At 65.7% G+C, this 1,304-nt stretch carries 1 protein-coding gene; it reads left to right on the top strand.

Annotated features, from left to right (window positions below):
* Positions 1-285: 285 nt before the first annotated feature.
* A partial coding sequence (locus P3W85_RS39540) for a response regulator (protein WP_276268820.1) occupies positions 286-1,304 on the top strand: 1,019 nt, incomplete at its 3' end.

Here is a 1,304-nt window from a genome sequence, read left to right as displayed (position 1 = left end):
GTCGAGTAACCTGGCATCGCGCCGCCGGATACGGGCCCGCGCCCGTATCCGGTACCAAGCCCCGCGACGCCCTCCCCCGCTATCCCCCTACCGCGCTCCGGTTGCATGGAAGCGCGGGCGCGCTATACTGGTTTCCGGTCACCGGCGGGCGGGGGCACCCCCGGCGGTTGGCCGACCAGGGCCAGGCATGGTCCAGCGCGGTGGCCCCAAACCGATCCGTCCCGGCCTTGCCGCGCCGAACCCCACCTGCCCGCTGTGTCTGCCGACACCGGAGCCGAACGCAAGATGACATTCAACCCCCAGGACCGGAATCTGTCGGTCTTCCATCACCCGATCCTGACGGTGCTGGTCGACGACAGCAAATCGTTTATCGACAGCCTGGCGTTCCAGATGGATCCGTCGCGGCCAGTGGTCACCTTCACCGATCCGCGCGAGGCATTGCAGTGGATCCGCGAGACCTACACTACACGCGTGAACGGCTTCCTGCCGGTGCGGGTGACGCATGACGACCTGACCTTCCTGACCGAGCGGCGCACCGTGCAGCTCGACGTCGACCGCATCTACCGCCAGATCCACGACTTCAACCGCTTTGTGCAGCCAGGGGTGATCGTGGTGGATTACTCGATGCCGCAGATGAACGGGCTGGAATTCTGCCAGGCCCTGCAGGACCTGCCGTGCAAGACCATCCTGCTCACCGGCACCGCGGACGAGGGCATCGCCGTGCAGGGCTTCAATCACGGCCTGATCGACCGCTATGTCAAGAAACACGACAGCAATATGGTGGAGCGGCTCGACCAGGAGATCGACGCGCTCCAGCAGCAGTATTTCGCCACCTTGTCGCGCACGCTGCGCGACCTGCTGACGCGTCACTCGTTTTCCTTCCTGTCGGATCCCGCGATCTGCGAGCGCGTGCGCCAGATCACCGCGCGCTACGGCTTTGTCGAGTACTACCTCTACCCCAACCCGGCCGGCATCCTGATGCTGACGATGCAGGGCCAGGCCACGCTGATGGTGATCGAGACCCGCGCCGGGCTCCTCAGCCAGGTCGAATCCGCCGAGGCCTACGACGCACCGGCGGCCCTGATCGAAGGGCTGCGCGAGGGGCGCATCGTGCCTTTCTTCTGGCCGGGCAACGGCATGTACACGCCAGCCTGCGTCGACTGGGAGCAATATTGCCTGCCGGCCGAGCACTGCGAGGGCCGGGAGGACTATTTCTACGCCTTGTTCGACCTGCCGCGCCATCTGCTGCAAGAGCCGGTGCTGAGCTTCCAGAGCTTCCTGGAGGACTTCGCCCGCCATCCGGA

Source organism: Cupriavidus basilensis, from assembly GCF_029335485.1.
GTDB lineage: Bacteria > Pseudomonadota > Gammaproteobacteria > Burkholderiales > Burkholderiaceae > Cupriavidus > Cupriavidus basilensis_E.
Note: the sequence above shows the minus strand (reverse complement) of the source record. Positions and strands in the feature narration are given on the sequence as shown.